13 protein-coding genes are annotated in these 17,969 nt (G+C 44.1%); all 13 read left to right on the forward strand.

Features of this window, described 5'->3' with window-relative positions; translation table 11 throughout:
* Positions 1–135 precede the first annotated feature (135 nt).
* The gene (locus JMX75_RS06205; protein ID WP_201531540.1) at positions 136–1,455 is read left to right on the forward strand and encodes a short-chain fatty acid transporter; all 1,320 of its coding nucleotides are present in this window, start codon (positions 136–138) and stop codon (positions 1,453–1,455) included.
* Between the two features lie 245 nt (positions 1,456–1,700).
* On the forward strand, positions 1,701–2,399 hold the full coding sequence (locus tag JMX75_RS06210) for a hypothetical protein (protein ID WP_201531542.1): 699 nt from the start codon (positions 1,701–1,703) through the stop codon (positions 2,397–2,399).
* A 95-nt stretch (positions 2,400–2,494) separates the two neighbouring features.
* Entirely contained in the window at positions 2,495–3,703 is a 1,209-nt protein-coding gene (gene chrA / locus JMX75_RS06215) for a chromate efflux transporter (RefSeq protein WP_201531544.1), read from the forward strand.
* A gap of 364 nt (positions 3,704–4,067) precedes the next feature.
* Complete coding sequence (locus JMX75_RS06220) at positions 4,068–4,781, forward strand: DUF6977 family protein (protein WP_201531546.1); 714 nt, start codon at positions 4,068–4,070, stop codon at positions 4,779–4,781.
* A 162-nt stretch (positions 4,782–4,943) separates the two neighbouring features.
* The gene (locus tag JMX75_RS06225) at positions 4,944–5,921 is read left to right on the forward strand and encodes a LysR substrate-binding domain-containing protein (protein ID WP_201531548.1); all 978 of its coding nucleotides are present in this window, start codon (positions 4,944–4,946) and stop codon (positions 5,919–5,921) included.
* A gap of 161 nt (positions 5,922–6,082) precedes the next feature.
* Positions 6,083–7,354: an aspartate aminotransferase family protein gene (locus tag JMX75_RS06230; RefSeq protein WP_201531550.1), complete on the forward strand. Its 1,272-nt coding sequence runs from the start codon at positions 6,083–6,085 to the stop codon at positions 7,352–7,354.
* A 132-nt stretch (positions 7,355–7,486) separates the two neighbouring features.
* Entirely contained in the window at positions 7,487–8,884 is a 1,398-nt protein-coding gene (locus tag JMX75_RS06235; protein WP_201531623.1) for a VOC family protein, read from the forward strand.
* 256 nt (positions 8,885–9,140) lie between these two features.
* Complete coding sequence (locus JMX75_RS06240) at positions 9,141–10,631, forward strand: aldehyde dehydrogenase family protein (RefSeq protein WP_201531551.1); 1,491 nt, start codon at positions 9,141–9,143, stop codon at positions 10,629–10,631.
* 423 nt (positions 10,632–11,054) lie between these two features.
* Positions 11,055–12,524: a Na+/H+ antiporter NhaC gene (gene nhaC / locus JMX75_RS06245; RefSeq protein WP_201531552.1), complete on the forward strand. Its 1,470-nt coding sequence runs from the start codon at positions 11,055–11,057 to the stop codon at positions 12,522–12,524.
* Between the two features lie 17 nt (positions 12,525–12,541).
* The gene (locus JMX75_RS06250; RefSeq protein WP_201531553.1) at positions 12,542–13,828 is read left to right on the forward strand and encodes an NAD(P)/FAD-dependent oxidoreductase; all 1,287 of its coding nucleotides are present in this window, start codon (positions 12,542–12,544) and stop codon (positions 13,826–13,828) included.
* 181 nt (positions 13,829–14,009) lie between these two features.
* On the forward strand, positions 14,010–15,416 hold the full coding sequence (locus JMX75_RS06255; protein WP_227673006.1) for an FAD-binding oxidoreductase: 1,407 nt from the start codon (positions 14,010–14,012) through the stop codon (positions 15,414–15,416).
* A gap of 58 nt (positions 15,417–15,474) precedes the next feature.
* Positions 15,475–16,500: an ornithine cyclodeaminase family protein gene (locus JMX75_RS06260; RefSeq protein WP_201531554.1), complete on the forward strand. Its 1,026-nt coding sequence runs from the start codon at positions 15,475–15,477 to the stop codon at positions 16,498–16,500.
* Positions 16,501–16,504: 4 nt separating this feature from the next.
* Positions 16,505–17,758, forward strand: coding sequence for an NAD(P)/FAD-dependent oxidoreductase (locus JMX75_RS06265; RefSeq protein ID WP_201531555.1), 1,254 nt, complete (start codon positions 16,505–16,507; stop codon positions 17,756–17,758).
* Positions 17,759–17,969: the final 211 nt, after the last annotated feature.

The following is a 17,969-nucleotide window of genomic DNA, read 5'->3' on the forward strand; positions in this document are numbered from 1 at the left end:
GAGTAGGCAGGAACAGTAAGGTCTAAATAAAAAAGAATCATTCATAGCAGTGCTGTAGCGTTTCGAAATTGAATGGACTATAGTTAGCTAGCAGTAGCATTCAGGGAATGTATATCTAAAAAAAGGAATTATAAAATGAAAGGGATTACCCGTTTTTCGAATAGCTTAATGGAGAAGTATTTACCGGATCCATTTTTGTTCGTTATTATCTTAACAGTGGTTATTTTTGTACTGGGTTTAGGATTAACTGACTCTTCACCGGTACAAATGGTGGCGTTTTGGGGTGAAGGTTTTTGGGCATTACTCGCATTCTCAATGCAGATGGTGTTGGTATTAGTCACAGGTTTTGTATTGGCAAGCAGCCCAATATTTAAAAAAGGTTTAGGAAAGCTGGCAAGTTTAGCAAAATCGCCGGGCAGTGCCATTATCTTGGTAACTTTAGTATCCCTTGCGGCAAGTTGGATTAACTGGGGATTTGGGTTGGTGATTGGGGCATTATTCGCCAAAGAATTGGCAAAGCGTGTAGAGAATGTCGATTACCGTTTATTGATTGCCAGTGCTTATTCTGGTTTTATTATTTGGCATGCTGGGTTTTCGGGCTCCATTCCGTTATCCATTGCGACAGCAGGTCATCCGTTCGCTGATAAGATTGGTGTTATTCCAACCAGTGCCACCATATTTGCTAGCTATAACTTAATTATTGTGGCTGCATTGATTATCATCGTTCCTTTACTAAATCGTCTGATGATGCCCAAAAAAGAAGATACGGTGACGGTAGATCCGAGACTTCTGGTTGAACCAATCGTTGAGGAGCTACCAAAAAAATCGGACATGACACCAGCAGAGCGTTTGGAAAATAGCTGGATTTTGTCAATGGTTATCGGCATATTGGGCATTGCTTTTATCGTCTATTATTTTGTGCAAAATGGCTTTGCCTTGACCCTTGATTTGGTCAACTTTATGTTTTTGTTCCTCGGGATTATCTTTCACGGAACACCTCGTAAGTATTTGATTGCCGTTCAAGAAGCGGTCAAAGGCGCCGGTGCTATTATTGTCCAGTTTCCATTTTATGCAGGAATCATGGGTATGATGACAGCATCAGGCTTGGCAGGCGTGATGTCAGAAGCATTCGTCAATATTTCGTCAGCTGAGACATTACCACTTTTCGCCTTCTTAAGCGCAGGACTGGTTAACTTCTTTGTCCCTTCAGGTGGCGGACAGTGGGCAGTGCAAGCACCCATTATGTTAGAGGCGGCAGAGATGCTGGGCAGTGACCCTGCAAAGGTTGCTATGGCAGTTGCATGGGGTGACGCATGGACAAATATGATTCAGCCGTTTTGGGCATTGCCAGCCTTGGCAATTGCGGGACTCAAAGCCAAAGATATCATGGGTTTTTGTGTCATCGTCCTGTTTGTTAGTGGTGTTGTGATTGGTTTAGGGCTATTGTTTTTATAATTAAAACCTAGCGTTTTTGGTACGACTTAGCGTTTAGACCTTGCCTATTTGATGGGTAAGGTCTTTTTTTATGAGAATAATTCAAGGGGTATGTCTATCGCTGTCTATCTAAAATTGTCCAAATAAGCGACAATACCCGCATAAATTTTAAGCGTATATTAAGAGTGATATATCCGCTTAGAGACGCTCATTTTTTTTGATAGCAGACATCTATTAAATCTAACACACATAAAAGGCCGTCCCAAATGACCAATGATAACCCATATGATTTTTTACCATTACAGCCTACCGGTAGAAACGAGACTGATACTGCCAATACTTACGCGCCCGAAGATATGATCAAGATATACGAGCAGCAATTTCTCATACCAGTCCCTGAAGAGCAGCTAACTGAATTTTTACCTGCGCTAAAAAGCTTCTATGATATTGATAATCATACTCTAGATGTTAGTGCCATTATCTTCGAGGCAATCGCGGATGCGAGTATTATTTACAATCACAAAATAAAAGCAGGGCGCTACCAACTCCTAGAGGGCTTGGTAAAAGAAGAGCTTGAGCGTGGCGAAGACGACAAAAATGATGCAGGTATTGATGGCGTTGACAGCAACGACAGTGAAGAAGCACAAGCCTATACCCTAGAGTGTAAGCGTACTTTTTTTATTAATGATGTAGAGATGCCTTATTATTTTAATTTATTTATTCAGGGCGATAGCTATTCAACATTAACCAAACAAGACACCTTGCTAGAGCAGATGTATTGGTTCGCGAGTGACGGCGCTGAAGATAACGAGTGCTTAGAGGTTATCAATGCGCAGTTAGCGAGCTTAGGTATTCAAGCAATGGATTTGGCGACCATTTATCAGATAGTGGATTTTGTAGAAGATCACATCATAGATGATCCCATGATAGAAACCCTTAATAAATTATTAGATGATGCTGAATAGTAAGTAAAAATAATACTAAATAGTTAATCAAACTCTGTATGTGACTTTAAGTTATAACACTTTCTCTTTATACGGTCTGCCAAGGAGAGTGACTCGTGGTACATCACAATAATGCTAATATTGAAAGCAGATCAGCATGGGCTGTTTTTCTTATCTTCCTTAGATTGGGATTGACCTCATTTGGTGGCCCTGTCGCTCATTTGGGCTATTTCCGTGATGAGTTTGTAATACGCCGCAAGTGGCTGACTGAGAACAGCTATGCCGATTTAATCGCGCTCTGTCAGTTTTTACCAGGACCTGCCAGCAGTCAAGTTGGCATTGCTATCGGGTTATCCCGAGCAGGATATACGGGCGCGCTTGCTGCTTGGACTGGTTTTACCTTACCCTCTGCCATAGTGCTTATATTGTTTGCCCTAGGTATTAGCAGTTATGGGGATATTGTTCCACTTGGTGTATTGCATGGTTTAAAGGTCGCGGCAGTGGCTGTGGTTGCGCAAGCGGTATGGGGTATGGGGGAAAATCTCTGTACCGATGTTGCGCGAATCTCTATCATGGCGCTGGCTGCTTGTTTTGTACTTTCGGTGCCTTCTGCATTAGCTCAAGTAAGCGTTATTGCGATTGCCGCCATTATTGGGCTGCTATGGTTCCAGCCTGAAAAAGTGATTGCTCATGACCCGCTTGCTATTACTGTGAGACGTCGGACTGGGCTTGTTTGGTTGTTCTTGTTTTTTTCATTGCTCATTGGCTTACCGCTGCTAACTGCATTGTATCCAAGCCAAACCCTATCTATGGTAGATACCTTTTTTCGTGCAGGATCACTTGTATTTGGTGGCGGACACGTAGTATTGCCATTATTACAGGCTGAGATTGTTCCCGCAGGCTGGATAAGTAACGATACTTTCTTAGCAGGTTACGGAGCTACGCAAGCAGTGCCAGGACCTTTATTTACCTTTGCAGCATTTCTAGGTAGCTCGATGAATCAAGCTCCTAGTGGCTGGCTAGGAGGGATGATTTGCTTGATAGCAATCTTTGCGCCGTCATTTTTATTGGTTATGGGCGTCCTGCCGTTTTGGGAGAGTCTACGCCAAAATCTGCGCACAAGAGCCGCACTATCTGGTATCAATGCAGCGGTCGTTGGTTTGTTATTGTCAGCGCTTTATCAGCCTGTATGGACAAGCGCTATTGTTGAAGCAAAAGATTTTGGTTTGGCATTGGTCGCTCTCATTGCTTTGATGTTCTGGAAATTCCCTGCTTGGCTGGTAGTGATTGGCTGCGGAGCCGCTGGATGGTTACTAACACTATAAAGTGGCAACTACCTGTATAGTAATCAGATACATTCAGAAATTGCTAATTTTAAAAATTGCTCATTATTAAGCAGTTTTTTCTAATTTTGGAAGGTTTGACTCTCTCAAGAGTCACCACATCAAGTTACGTTTCAACATCCACCTCAAATGGTAAAGCCGAAATTCACCAAATTTATCTTTACCGTTTATTCAGCATAGCTCAAGGTTATTGATAACGCTAAAATAGAGCAGGATAAATGACCCATAATAAGATAAACTGCCCCGCGAGCGCTGATTGGATTCGATATATTTCGGACTGGGCAGACGCACTTAATCAGTTATAAAAGAACATTGATAAAAGATTATTGATATAAGGTACATCACGATGGAACAAGCACAAAGCGCGGTAGAAAAAAGACCTGTATTCATGCCTAGAGTGAACAGTGATAATTTGGTAAAAACAGACATGGTTCGGTTTGAGCGCCATGTGGGATTTGCGAGTCGGCAAAAGAAAAAATCTATCAATGATATGCATCAAGTCATTCGCAAAAAATATGGATTTAATCACGTTTTAGAGCTGTCGAGTAAATCGGGTAATAAGCTGAGTTTTCTGCTGAGCCCTTTGAGCCTAAAGCTAACTAATGAGAATGGTGGCGAGCAGTATAGTGTCGAAAACGCCTTTCAAAGCAGTATGGTTTTTGAGGATGGCGGCCCCTATATTGACTTGCTAAGTGCACCGCCCAGACAAGCCAAAAAAGATGAGCGATTAATCACCTCGGGTGAATTAATTAGCTATGATTATTTTGGTATCGAGTGGAGCGTAGAGCCGTTGACCGCGTTTTATGATTGGCTGTATATCAATGCCCTAAAGCAAAACCCTCAGCTGCATGAAGAGGTGATGCAATATCAAGCCTTTACTGATATGGAGTTTAATCCGAAAAAGTCTATCCACTGTGCCGCTTATGCACTAGCGATGTTTGTAGCACTCAATAAAAGAGAGCTGCTCGATAATGTAGAAGATCCAGCGGTATTTTTTAACTTATATCAGGATTTTAAAGTGAGTAACACTGAAGGGCTTTTGGAGGAAGGCTGGATCTGATTGCTATATCAGCGCTCGAAGTAGTACAGAAGGCGGGTTAACCTATTTTCTCGCTTTTTCTCGCTAAATTGTAATGGCATATTAAACGTGGACTGTGCTTAAAAGAGGCGATGTAATACGAAGTATCACACTTATTATCATGGAAGAAAATAAACACAGACTATGAAAACTGACACCAATCCTGCTCTTGCGTTTAGAAGATATCCTTCGACGACAGCGCTGCAATGCTTTGAGACAGCGGCTCGCCACTTAAGCTTTACCAATGCTGCCTTAGAGCTGCATATGACGCAAAGTGCGGTAAGCAAACAAGTGGCGCAGTTAGAGGAGATGTTGAATATCTCGTTGTTTTATCGTACCTCACAGCGTATCTCGTTAACGCCTGCTGGCAAAGCTTATTATATTGATGTGCTAAGTATTCTAAAGCACATAGAAACCGCGACGACCAACCTGATGTCGCATAGCAGTAATTTGGAAGTGTTAAAAATGACCGCGCACCCCACCTTTTGTGCGCGATGGCTGATTCCGGCACTGCACGGGTTTAGTCAGGAACATCCTTTAATTCGGCTGGAAATCAAAGAGCAGGTGGGGCCGTTTTTCTCTGAAGAGCATGATGTGGATATTGCGTTCTTATATGGTGAAGGGACATGGTCGGGTATGAAAAATGTCAAATTGTTTGATGAGTACTGTGTGGCCGTTTGTCGCCCTGATTATTTGCAAGGTAAAGACTTACAACCGCAAGAGTTAAACAGCTACATACTGCTACAGCTGAGCTCTCGCCCTAGTGCATGGTACGAGTATTTTAAGCAGCAGCAGATTAGCTTAGATGGTACATTTGTCGGTCCACGTTTTGATACGTTTCATACCTGTATTTCGGCGGCCTTAATGGGTTACGGTATTGCCCTAGTGCCGTTGCGTCTAGTGGCGCCTGAGCTGCAATCGGGTCAGCTGGTGATGGCTTGGCATTATGCGGCCAAGGGGAGAGGGGCTTATTATATGTCTTATCCTTTATCGCTTGGCAACTCGCACAAGACCAAAGTGATGCAAGAGTGGATTGCATGCTACTTAGAAACGTCTAGTCAGAGTCAAGTTGAGTTAGCCAGTTTGTTGGGTATCACTTGTACGAGTGTCAGCCACGGATAACGACAGTAAGATGATTAACTGCTAAAAGCAAAGGATGAAGAATAACCTTTGCAATTAGCTACGATGACAAAAAGGAATGCCCGCCCAACTATTATTCGTTTGCCCAACTCCTATCGTTTTGTTGAAATGAGCGTCTAACTCAAGGAAGATGAGAGACGTTCATGGATTCGTTGTATAACGTTACCGATGCATTCACCATGGTGCATCCTGTAACCCTTAGCAAAGGTAAAAATGCGCACGTTTGGGATACAGGTGGCAAGCGCTATATCGATTTCGTCGGTGGTATCGGCGTATTAAATTTTGGTCATTGCCACCCACATATCGTTGACGCTATCATCGATCAATCACAAAACCTCATTCACTACGCCTACAATGCGGCAGGTCACCTGCCTTACCAAAAGCTCATGCCGAGACTTTGCGATTTAGTTCCTATTGCAGGTGAGCTTGCAGGCATGTTAACCAATTGCGGCGCCGAAGCAACCGAAAACGCGATCAAAATTGCCCGTATGAAGACTGGTCGTGTCGGTGTGATTGCTTTTGATGGCGGCTTTCATGGCCGTACCCTCGCAGCTGTCAACCTTAATGGTAAAGTGGACCCATATAAACGCGGTCTGGGCCCTCTTGCTGGCAGTGTCTATCATATTCCATTCCCAAGCCCTGACAATAATACCAGTGACCAGCAATCCATTGATGCTTTGCTGCGCCTGTTCGAAGTCGAAACCGATATTGGTAATATCGGCGCTATCATCGTAGAGCCAGTACAAGGCGAGGGCGGTTTTCAATTAATGTCACCAAAATTTGCTCAATACTTACGTAAGTTCTGTGATGATAATGGCATCTTGCTCATCATGGATGAGATTCAGTCAGGATTTGGGCGTACGGGTACACCGTTCGCCTTTAGTCATCTAGGTATCGAGCCCGATATGGTGTTGCTGGGTAAAAGTATTGCCGGCGGTCTACCATTAGGGGCAGTCATTGGTAAAGGCACTGTCATGAACGACTTGCCAAAGGGCAGCTTGGGCGGTACCTATTCTGGCAACCCAGTAGCATGTGCTGCTGCCAATGCCACGCTCGATATCATGGCAGAAGATGCCGTATGGGACTCAGCAGAACACTATCAGCAAACCATTGAAACCACTATTGAACAGTGGCAACAAGAAGGTTTAACACCTTGGTTATATGGTTTAACCGGTATAGGTGCTATGCGCGGCATTGAACTGCGTCATCCATCTCATGGTACGCAGCCAAGCGTGATGGCCTATATTTTAGTGGCAGCTCGCAAGCAAGGATTGTTATTGATGCCTAGTGGTAAATACCGCCATATTATTCGCTTATTACCGCCATTAACGATTGAGCCTGAAACCCTACAAGAAGGGCTCGATATCTTAAAAGGCATCCTAGCATCTATCCCAAATGAGCTGCCGATTCAATGAGTATTTTTGCTTGTAGCTTCTATTTGGCTACATAAAGCAGCCATCATTTTTAACTATTATTCATCTGTCATCATAACCAGTTTAAGGAGAATAACCGTGAGTTCAGAGCATCTAAGCTCAAACCAAAAAAATATGAGCAGTGACGATATCCGTTATCGTTTTTCGCTCGCTATGTCAAATATGTATCAAAAAGAAGTGCCGCTGTATACTGATCTTATGAATCTGGTCGCTGAGGTTAATCAGGATGTATTGGACAAGCAGCCTGAGATTTCTGAACAGCTTAAGAATACCGATGAAATCGATAGACTCAGCATGGAGCGCCATGGAGCGATTCGATTGGGTACTGCGGCAGAGCTTACGATGATGCGTCGTTTGTTCGCAGTTATGGGTATGCATGCGGTCGGCTACTATGATCTAGCGCCTGCTGGCGTGCCAGTGCATTCTACAGCGTTTCGCGCGATTGATACGGCATCGCTCAATAATAGCCCGTTTCGCGTATTTACCTCATTATTGCGTTTAGATTTGATTGGTGATGCGACGCTCAAGCAACAAGCCCAAGCGGCACTGGATGCGCGCTGTATCTTTACCGATGACGCGATCAAACTGATTGAAATTTATGAAAACGAGGGCGGTCTAACGAATGAGCAGGGTGAGCAATTTGTCCAAGAAGCGCTCGAGACCTTTCGTTGGCATGAGCAGTCGCCTATCTCGAAAGACATATATGAGCAGTTGGCAGCTCAACATCAACTGATTGCCGATGTGGTTGGGTTTAAAGGACCACATATCAATCATTTGACCCCAAGGACGCTAGATATCGATGCCGTCCAACAAGGTATGCAGAGCCGAGGAATTACACCAAAAGCGATCATTGAGGGACCGCCACGCCGTCACTGTCCTATTCTTTTGCGCCAGACCAGCTTTAAGGCATTAATAGAGCCAGTGAGTTTTAAAGGTGCTGACGGTCAGTATGAATCCGGTCAGCATACTGCCCGCTTTGGTGAGATTGAGCAGCGCGGTGTAGCCCTGACCCCAAAAGGCCGTGCGCTTTACGACCAATTGCTTAACGCCGCCCGCAAAAAGTTGGGTACGACCCCAAATGAAGACAATGCTGAGCAATATTATCGATTATTAAGCGAATCTTTTGCCGCTTTTCCAGACGATTATAAGACACTGCATCATGAGCAGCTTGCTTATTTCCTTTATCAAGTAGCTGATAAAGAGGCTTTTGCAAACCACATTATAGATTCACCGTCAAACGAGCTCTCTGCTGCCGATCTGCAAAGCCTGATTGAGCAAGATATCATTCTTATTGAGCCGATTGTTTATGAAGACTTTTTGCCTGTGAGTGCAGCCGGTATCTTCCAGTCCAATCTTCATAGTGATAGCGAGAACAGCTATGACGATCAGTCCAATAAGCAAGAATTTGAGCAAGCCTTAGGCATGCGTGTGCAAGATGAATTGGCATTATATGCGCAGCGGCAGAATGAGAGTCTACAGGCGTGTTTGGCCTCGTTACAACAAGTAGCTTAAAGCAACTTATGGTTAAAAGACAAAACAGTGGCGCTGTGAAAAACATTTTTTTAGAGCAGTGAGGTTTAATCCGCTTTAATACAATGAGAGTTATATCAGTCAATATATTGATTCATTAAGATTTTATCTACTAAGTTTAGAGCGCCATTCCAAAAACGAATGACAGCAAGAAATTTATTATTTTGCAACTTGAGCGACGGCAGGGTAGTTTATAGATCTGCACGGACGTAACGAAATACTATACAAAGGAGTCATTATGATTAAGCAATATATGTCAGCCATGGGCGTCGACGAAAGCCAGTACCAAGCAGGCGATTTCGCAGTTAATAGCCCTATCGATGGTGAAGTCATCGGTAAGGTCGCTTTGCATCAAGTGAATGATGTCAACACACAAATACAAGATGCTAAAAAAGCCTTCAAAGAATGGCGTACAGTGCCTGCTCCTAAGCGTGGTGAATTGGTCCGTATTTTAGGCGAAGTGCTCCGTGAGCACAAAGAAGATCTAGGCGCGCTAGTTTCTCTAGAAGCCGGTAAAATCAAAGAAGAAGGTCTAGGCGAAGTCCAAGAGATGATCGATATCTGCGACTTTGCAGTAGGTCTATCTCGTCAGCTTTATGGCTTGACTATCGCCTCAGAGCGTCCTGGTCACCACATGCGCGAAACTTGGCAGCCATTAGGCGTCATCGCGGTCATCTCAGCTTTTAACTTTCCCGTTGCTGTTTGGTCATGGAACACGGCGCTAGCCTTGGTCTGTGGTAATCCTGTGATCTGGAAGCCTTCAGAAAAAACCCCTTTAACTGCCATCGCTTGCCAATCGCTATTCGAGAAAGCCCTAGCCAAATTTGGCGATGCGCCTGCCAATCTATCTCAGCTCTTATTGGGTGAAGCCGATGTTGGTAATGCGTTGGTTGAGCATAAAGATGTGGCTCTCGTCAGTGCGACGGGCAGCACACGTATGGGCAGAATCGTAGGGCCAAAAGTCGCTGAGCGTTTCGGTAAGTCTTTACTAGAGCTTGGTGGTAACAATGCCATGATTCTAACCCCAAGTGCTGATTTAGACCTAGCCTTACGCGGTATTCTGTTCTCAGCAGTTGGTACTGCGGGTCAGCGTTGTACCTCGCTACGCCGTCTATTCGTCCACGAATCTGTAAAAAATGACATCTTACCACGCGTAAAATCTGCTTATTCAACAGTGAGTATCGGTCATCCACTAGAAGGCAACTTGGTCGGTCCACTTATCGACGAAGATAGCTTCAATAACATGCAAGACGCTTTGACCAAAGCCCGTGCAGCCGGCGGTACAGTCACTGGTGGTGAGCGCGTCTTACAAGATAAGTATCCAAACGCTTACTACGTCACGCCAGCTATTGTTGAGATGGATGCGCAAAATGATGTCGTCCGTCATGAGACCTTTGCACCGATCTTGTATGTCATGACCTATACAGACTTCGACGAAGCTTTAGAGCTGCAAAATGACGTGCCACAAGGCTTATCTTCTTGCGTCTTTACCAATGACTTGCGTGAAGCTGAGCTGTTCTTAAGTGCCCGCGGTAGTGACTGTGGTATTGCCAACGTCAACATCGGTACCAGCGGTGCTGAGATTGGTGGCGCATTCGGCGGCGAAAAAGAAACTGGCGGTGGTCGTGAGTCAGGCTCTGATGCGTGGAAAAACTACATGCGTCGTCAGACCAATACGGTCAACTACTCAACTGAGCTACCACTAGCACAGGGTATTAATTTCGGTTAATGCAAGCCATAGTTGCTAATATAAAAGTGTGTTTTTAGCCAGTTAAGCGCGCGTTATGTGCGCTTAACTGCCCTTAGCATTACTTGTATCCTTTTAAATTCTGTTTTGAATCTACTTTTAGACCGTCAATAAGCCGCAAAAATAGCGGATAGCCGTTTTAATTAAGATTACTGTTTAACGCTTTATTTTTTAATCCCTTTAGTAATGAATGAATATCTTTCAAATATCTATTTTGATTGATGGCAATACTTTATTCTTTAACATGAATATTAAGTTATTGTTTTAATTGATTATTTAATATAAATGCATTGAGAGAAGTGACTTAGGTCACTAAATTGGTTTGCATCTGACCAATGAGCAACATCGTACGATAACTATATACCAATGGATTTGGTTTTAACTACTAGGATAGGTAGATATATTATGATTGCAGATAAACCCCACAAACCGCATGACCCTGATATCGAAGGTTATGATCCTTCTTCTAGCTTCCTGCTAGATATTGCCCCACTGATATTGACTGCCATTATTTTAATGGTGCAATTTTTTGTCTTCAAAGATTTTACTCCGCATATTCCGCTAGCATGTGGCATTTTGATCACCGGTCTGTTCATGAAGATACGTGGGCGCAGCTGGGAAGGTATGGAAGAGCGTTTCTTAAAGGTTGTGAAAATTGGTCTGCCTGCCATGATCATCTTGATGGGTGTAGGGATGCTCATCGGTGCTTGGATTATCGCCGGCACTGTACCCACTATTTTATACTACGGCTTTAGCGTTTTTTCTCCCTCCTCATTCCTAGTCTCTGTTTGTCTTATTTGTGCCATTATTTCAGTAGCAACGGGTACCTCGTGGGGCACGGTTGGTACAGTCGGTTTAGCTATGATGGGTATTGGTTTGGGATTAGGTATTCCACCGTCACTAACAGGTGGTGCCATCGTCTCCGGTGCTTTCTTTGGCGACAAAATGTCTCCGTTGTCTGACACCACGAACTTAACACCAGCCGCCGCCGGTGTTGACCTCTGGGACCATATCCGTGGCATGTTGCCGACGACTGTACCTGCGATGGTGACTGCTCTGATCCTCTATGCTTGGATTGGTATGAGCTACGGCGCAGATAATGTCGATCTCACCTCAATCAAAGAAATACAAACCTCATTAGCAGCGAACTATAACCTGAGCATTATTACTTTATTACCTGCTGTTGTCGTCGTCATTGCAGCTGTTATGAAAATGCCAGCCATTCCAACGGTATTGTCAGGTGTGGTAGTTGCTGGTCTTGTCGCATTCTTTATGCAAGGCGTTGGTGTCCATGACATCTTTAACGTCCTACAAAATGGCTTTAAAAGTGAGACCGGCTTTGCTGTGGTCGATCAACTGTTGTCTAAAGGTGGCGTGATGTCCATGACTTGGGTCGTGACCTTAACTATCTTTGCACTAGCTTTTGTCGGTTCAATTGAGCATTACGGTACATTAAAAGCCATTATGGCCAAAATCAACAACATGGTGAAATCGAGATTTGGTTTAGTGATTACGACTTATGCCAGTACCATCGGTGTTGGTACGCTTATCGGTGATGTCTATACCACGCTAGTCTTGCCAGGTCGTCTGCTCAAAGATAAGTATAAAGAGATGGGTTACAAGCGCACGACGCTTACTCGCTCTATCGAAGATACGGGTACGCTGTTATCGCCACTTATTCCTTGGAACATGGGCGGTAGCTTTGTCGCGGCAACCCTAGGTATTGCGACCTTAACTTACGCGCCATTCGCCTTTGCCTGCTGGTTATCACCATTGTTTGGCTTGCTATGGGTCGTCTTAAATAAATTTATTCCTCGTGAAGAACCGACTGTCATCGATAACACAAGCACGCTCTCTACCGTAGAAAACGTATAATTTAGAAGGAACTTGAGATGTTGCAAGAGCAATGTTTGTGGAGCGTCACTGCGCCCAAAACTCACCACTACGATACCCTAACGAGCGAAACGCAAACACGAGTTTGTATCATCGGCGGTGGTTATACTGGGCTGTCTGCTGCGATTCATCTGGCAGAGCAAGGCATCGCGGTGGTGTTACTAGAGAGTAAGATCATCGGTAGCGGCGGCTCAGGACGCAATGTGGGTTTTGTGAATGCCGGTACTTGGGCTCGTCCTGATGACCTCAATAAAATCATGGGAGAAGAGGTTGGTGAACGTTTAGGGACTGCGCTCGGTCATGCACCAAGTCTCGTGTTTGACATCATCGATCGCCATCATATTGATGCAAAGGATACGCGTACGGGCAATATCCATATGGCGCACAATGCCAAGGGTGAAGCCGATGTAGATATCCGCTACGATCAGTTGATACGTCGCGGTGTTCATGCCGAGGTATTGACCGGTGCGCGCTGTCATGAATACTGCGGGACAACCAGTATCAATAAAGCCTTGCTCGATCATCGTGCGGGCACTATTAACCCATCCGCATACGTCAATGGCTTAGCGGCAGCCGCGACTAAACTGGGCGTACGTATCTATGAGCACTCGGCGGTGACTTCAGTTGAGAAATCTGATGGTAATTGGTATGTGCGTACAGCTGATGCGGCGGTGAAAGCTGAAAAAGTCATCATCGCGACCAATGCTTATACTGAAGGCGAATGGACAGATATTAAGAAGACGTTCTATTTGGTTGATTATTATCAAATTGCTTCTGAGCCATTGACCGGTAAAGTGGCAGATCGAATATTGCCTTATAAAACAGGCGCTTGGGATACGCGCTTGGCCTTGTCCAGTATTCGCCGTGATAACGAGGGTCGTTTACTCCTTGGCACGGTCGGTGGCAAAGCCATGAAGTCCAAAACCTTCTATCAAAACTGGGCGAATGTCGTACAAAAGAGCTATTTCCCAGATCTGCCTAAATTTAAGTGGCAGTATGAGTGGTACGGTCACTTTGGCTTTACGCAAGACCATATCATGCGTATCTTTGAGCCAGAAGACGGTATCCTTGCCGCGACTGCATACAATGGGCGTGGGATTACTACAGGTACTATGATTGGTAAATGCTTTGCCGATTATATTATCTCAGGTGACCGCGACGTCTTGCCATTACCCTTTAAGACGATTAAAGAAGCTAAGGTAAGTATGTCTGGCTTGCGTTCAGGCTATACGGAGATGGGGCTGACTTTGTATCATATGGGTCAATGTCTCAAAATCATAGCCTAGTTTTTTGACGCAGGGCGTTGTGTTTATTTATTGCCGCCGCTGATTTGGCGGAGAGATTAAGTGAACGGCACACTGCTTTTATTTATTTGGAGTGTATATTGTGACTGATTTTTCAGCACTGCCTACTTTAGAAGCTGCACATATAGAAGCTGCGCATACAGAATCTGAGCATGCTTCAACCGTGCTAGCATTAACTCAGCAACTATTGTCTATATTGCAAGAACAGCATGGTTATGATGTATCACAGATTAAGACAGATACTGTGAGCTTAGAGCATTGGGGTAAAGACTGGACCAAACATTTTGCGCCAGCACCCTCTGCTATCGTATTTCCGAAATCTACTGAGCAAGTTCAAGCCTTAGTAAAACTGGCAAATGAGCACAATATTGTCATCACACCGAGTGGTGGTCGTACTGGACTATCCGCAGGTGCAGTCGCTAGCAATGGTGAGATAGTTGTCAGCCTAGATAAGATGAATAAAATTGGTCAGTTCTATCCGGCTGATCGTTTGGTAGAGGTAGAAGCCGGTGTGATTACTGAGCAGCTACAGCAGTTTGCTGAAGCGCAGGGTTTGTATTATCCGGTCGATTTTGCCTCAGCAGGTTCAAGTCAGATCGGTGGTAATATTGGTACCAATGCGGGCGGGATTAAAGTCATTCGCTATGGCATGACCCGTCAATGGGTAATGGGTCTCACCGTCGTGACGGGCAAAGGTGATATCCTTAAGCTCAACCGAGGCATGATTAAAAACGCTACTGGTTATGATTTACGGCAATTATTCATTGGCGCTGAAGGCACATTAGGTATCGTCACCGAGGCACAAATGAAGCTTGACCGTCCACCCCAAGATTTGACCGTGATGGTGCTCGGCATGGATGAATTTGACCATGTGATGCAGGTGTTAGCGGCTTTTCAAGCACAAATTGATTTGACTGCGTTTGAGTTCTTTGATGAGGTGGCGATTGAGAAATTAATGGCGACTGGGCATGTGCAAGAGCCGTTTGACGCTCGAACCAAATACTACGTTTTATTAGAATTCGAAGCGCCGTATGAGCCGATTATGGATAAGGCGATGGCTATCTTTGAAAACTGTATGGAGAATGGTTGGATAGTCGATGGGGTAATGAGTCAGAGTATGGCTCAGGCGATGGATTTGTGGAAGCTGCGCGAGTATATCTCTGAGACGATTTCAGTATTCACGCCGTATAAAAATGACATATCAGTACTCATCAGCCATGTGCCAAACTTTATCCATGATATAGAAACGATCGTAAACGCCAAATATCCAGATTTTGAGATTTGCTGGTTTGGACATATCGGCGATGGCAACTTGCATCTCAATATTTTAAAGCCCGAGAATTTATCGAAAGATGAATTCTTTGGGCAATGCCAGACGGTGAATGATTCTATCTTTGAGGTAGTACAGAAGTATGGTGGTTCGGTCTCAGCAGAACATGGCGTGGGTATGACTAAAAAGCCTTATCTACACTATAGCCGTAGCGAAACCGAGATTGATTATTTGCGTGAGATTAAGAAAGTGCTCGATCCCAATGGTATTATGAATCGCGGCAAGATTTTTGATCTCTAGTTGAGTGGTATCGTAATCAATTAGGATTTATTTTTAATAAAAACTATAAGGAACTCTCATGCATATTTTAGACAGCAAAACGGTAAAGAGTCAATTGACAATGACCATGGCTATCGACTCGATCGAGCAGCTGTTGACCCTACAAGCGCAGCATCCAGAGTGGATTAAGTGCCCTGAGCGCTTGGTCATTCCGACTTTCACTGCCAGTGATAAAAACAGTGGCTCCCATCTATCGATGCCTTCAGTATTGTTCGACGGTCATGAAGAATTTGCTATCGTTAAACTGGTCACCATTTGTCCAGATAACCCAAAGCGAAATCTACCGACGACTACCGCTGTGGTGAGTGTCTCAAACAATGATACGGGTGAAATCCTGGCCTTTATGGATGGTGTTTATGTCACTCAAGTACGTACGGCAGCGCTATCGGGTATCGCGAGTAAGTATCTAGCAAAGCCAGATAGCCAGCAAGTGGCAGTCATCGGCTGTGGTGGTATGGCATATGAGCAGCTGAATGCTGTGCTCACTGTGTGTCCAAATATCAAAAAGGTAACGCTATGGAATCGAACTGCTAAGGGTGCAAATACCTTTAAAACACAGTTTTCTGAACAGTATCCAGAATGGTCGGTCACCATCGAAGTCTGCGCAGATATCGCGAGCGCTGTAAAAGATGCCGATGTGATTAACTTGGCGACACGTGCAACCGAAGGCTTGTTTGAGATAAACCAAATTAAAGCCGATGTACATATTAATGCGGTAGGCGCTTATCAACCTGAGATGAAAGAAGTCAGTGATTCTGTCATTGAAGCCTGCTCACATGTCTTTATCGATGATATCGCGGGCGGACGTCATGAAGCGGGCGATTTAATTCAAGCAGATGCTGCTGAGGGTTGCAGTTGGACTTGGGAGGATTTAAGTGGCGATTTAGCTGACTTGGTCACAAAAAATATTACTATCGATCAAGATAAAAAAGGCATCACCCTATTCAAATCTGTTGGGGCCGCCAGCTTTGATGCGGCAGTCGCTTTGAAAGTTGCTCAAAAGGCTAAAGACGAAGGTCTGGGTCAGCTTATTACTTGGGGGTAGTGATATGCGCTATGACGTTATTGTAATTGGTGCCGGCATAGTAGGAACCTCTATCGCTTGGCATTTGCAGAAAAACAACGCTCAAGTTCTTTTGTTAGATAAAAAATGCCCAGGAGAAGAAACCTCCTATGGTAATGCCGGTATCATTACAAGAGAGGCGGTAAATACAAAACCGTTCCCTAGAAGTTTTAAGGAGATATCTAGAATATTACCCAATAAAAGTGCTGATATTCGATACCGTTGGTCTGCAATATATCGTCTTCAGCGCCCGCTATTACAATATTGGATTCACTCAAGTCCAAAAAACGTTAAAAAGATCGATGACGAGTGGGCTACGCTCATTCAGCATTGTACAGACGAGCATGAGCCTATGATTAGAGCGTCAGGCGCTGATGAACTGGTCAGTAAAATAGGTTGGATTGAGCTTCATCGTCATTCATATAGCTTTGAAAAATCAATTAATAAAGCGGTAAAAGCGGCGGATAAAGGCGTGGAGTATCAGGTTCTATCGCTAGCAGAGCTCCAAGCGCTAGAGCCAAATGTGAACTTTACAGATTATATAGGCGGTATACACTGGAAAAACTCTTGGCAGATAAAAAATCCCGGCAGTCTTGTGAAAGCATATGCTAAAAATTTTGAAGCAATGCCAGGAGAGATAAAAAAATCCACTGTAAAAAATATGATACAGACAGAAGAGGGCTGGCAGGTCATTACCGATAGCGAAACCTATTTATGTCAGAATTTGGTCATTGCTGCTGGTCCTTGGTCAGCTGATCTCATTAAGCCGTTGGGTTATGAAATCCCTCTATTTCCTATGCGTGGCTACCATCAACACTTTAAAAGCACCGACCAAAACGCATTTTCTCACAGCTTATTTGATGTAGATAAAGGGTTTGTGATGGGCACAATGGATCAAGGTGTGAGAATCACGACTGGCGCTGAAATGGCACTGTTAGATGATCCAAAAGACTTTAATCAGCTAGACACTGTACTGGCTTTTGCAAAAAAAGTGTTGCCGCTTGATGCTGCTGTTGAATCTGAAGCATGGTGTGGGACAAGACCATGCATGCCAGACATGAAGCCAGTTATTGGGTCTGCATCAAAACACGATAATTTATGGTTTGCTTTTGGTCATGCTCATCAAGGTCTGACACTTGGACCGGTGACAGGACGTCTCATTGAAGAGATGATTCACGGTAAGCCATTATTTATTGATGCTCAGCCGTTTAGTAGTAAACGCTTCGATTCCAATCTTTAATAAACGTACCTTTTAACCCCGCTAGACCACCTTTTTAATGTCCTTTACAGACTTAATATTTATTAAGTCTGTCGTCAAAACATCCGCTACCCCCTCCTTTTTCTACTATAAAACTAGCAGCATGAATTTTATTCATGTTATGTTTAAATAGTATCGTTTTTATTCATGTAATGTTTTAGGTATGATTCATCCCATACAGAAATTCGGTTTT

The organism is Psychrobacter sp. LFX-11D (genome assembly GCF_904846475.1).
Lineage (GTDB): Bacteria > Pseudomonadota > Gammaproteobacteria > Pseudomonadales > Moraxellaceae > Psychrobacter > Psychrobacter cryohalolentis.

Excerpts from the sequence above, each read along its gene's own strand:
- JMX75_RS06235 (WP_201531623.1), top strand. The coding sequence starts at position 7,487 with ATGAGCAGTGACGATATCCGTTATCGTTTTTCGCTCGCTATGTCAAAT.
- JMX75_RS06225 (WP_201531548.1), top strand. The coding sequence starts at position 4,944 with ATGAAAACTGACACCAATCCTGCTCTTGCGTTTAGAAGATATCCTTCG.
- JMX75_RS06250 (WP_201531553.1), top strand. The coding sequence starts at position 12,542 with ATGTTGCAAGAGCAATGTTTGTGGAGCGTCACTGCGCCCAAAACTCAC.
- JMX75_RS06210 (WP_201531542.1), top strand. The coding sequence starts at position 1,701 with ATGACCAATGATAACCCATATGATTTTTTACCATTACAGCCTACCGGT.
- JMX75_RS06240 (WP_201531551.1), top strand. The coding sequence starts at position 9,141 with ATGATTAAGCAATATATGTCAGCCATGGGCGTCGACGAAAGCCAGTAC.
- JMX75_RS06260 (WP_201531554.1), top strand. The coding sequence starts at position 15,475 with ATGCATATTTTAGACAGCAAAACGGTAAAGAGTCAATTGACAATGACC.
- JMX75_RS06205 (WP_201531540.1), top strand. The coding sequence starts at position 136 with ATGAAAGGGATTACCCGTTTTTCGAATAGCTTAATGGAGAAGTATTTA.
- JMX75_RS06230 (WP_201531550.1), top strand. The coding sequence starts at position 6,083 with ATGGATTCGTTGTATAACGTTACCGATGCATTCACCATGGTGCATCCT.
- JMX75_RS06265 (WP_201531555.1), top strand. The coding sequence starts at position 16,505 with ATGCGCTATGACGTTATTGTAATTGGTGCCGGCATAGTAGGAACCTCT.
- JMX75_RS06220 (WP_201531546.1), top strand. The coding sequence starts at position 4,068 with ATGGAACAAGCACAAAGCGCGGTAGAAAAAAGACCTGTATTCATGCCT.
- nhaC (WP_201531552.1), top strand. The coding sequence starts at position 11,055 with ATGATTGCAGATAAACCCCACAAACCGCATGACCCTGATATCGAAGGT.